At 66.3% G+C, this 564-nt stretch carries 1 protein-coding gene; it reads left to right on the top strand.

Translation table 11 applies throughout. The features are described from left to right. Positions 1–219: 219 nt before the first annotated feature. The gene (locus ACFQ2O_RS22335) at positions 220–510 is read left to right on the top strand and encodes a WXG100 family type VII secretion target (protein ID WP_377533241.1); all 291 of its coding nucleotides are present in this window, start codon (positions 220–222) and stop codon (positions 508–510) included. Positions 511–564: the final 54 nt, after the last annotated feature.

Genomic DNA, 564 nt, shown 5'->3' with positions numbered 1-564 from the left:
CCGGAGACTTCCGCACGGCGCGAGAGGCGCAGAACGCCCGCACCGGCGAGCCGTTGGAGGGTCTGCAGATGGTCGTCATCGCGAGTGGTCTTCTCAGCGACGCCGACCGCGCGGAGTTCGAGCAGAAGCTGCAGGAGTACCCCGGTTTCTGAGGGGCGGAACAGTTTTCGAGTTCAATTCCCCCTGGCGATATTCCACAGCCTCGATAAACTCGAGCGCATGAGTCCCGTGAAGTCATACGACCCGGGGCGCATACGGGGGGCAGCAGCTGCGGTGGGGGAAGCCAATCGCGGTATCGCTGACGCCTTGGATGCGCTCGATGCAGAAGTGTCCACACTCCGAGCGGCGTGGAGCGGTGAAGCATCCGATGCCTACGACCAGGCCCAGGCCCAGTGGTCGGCTCGTCTCGCCGAGATGAACCGCATCCTCGGCCTCGCTGCCGGAGCCGCCGCCAGCAGCGCCGAGCGCTATGCCCAGGGCCGATCGAAGATCGAGGCGAGGTGGGCATGACCGGCGCCGACCAGCAGCCCTCACTCCTCGAACGGATGCAGCTGCTGCAGGCGC

It is taken from the genome of Pontibacter rugosus (genome assembly GCF_042678745.1).
GTDB lineage: Bacteria > Bacteroidota > Bacteroidia > Cytophagales > Hymenobacteraceae > Pontibacter > Pontibacter rugosus.
This window is presented reverse-complemented; position numbering and strand designations above follow the sequence as displayed.

Bases quoted from the DNA above. Each gene is read 5' to 3' on its own strand.
- ACFQ2O_RS22335 (WP_377533241.1), top strand. From the start codon at position 220: ATGAGTCCCGTGAAGTCATACGACCCGGGGCGCATACGGGGGGCAGCA.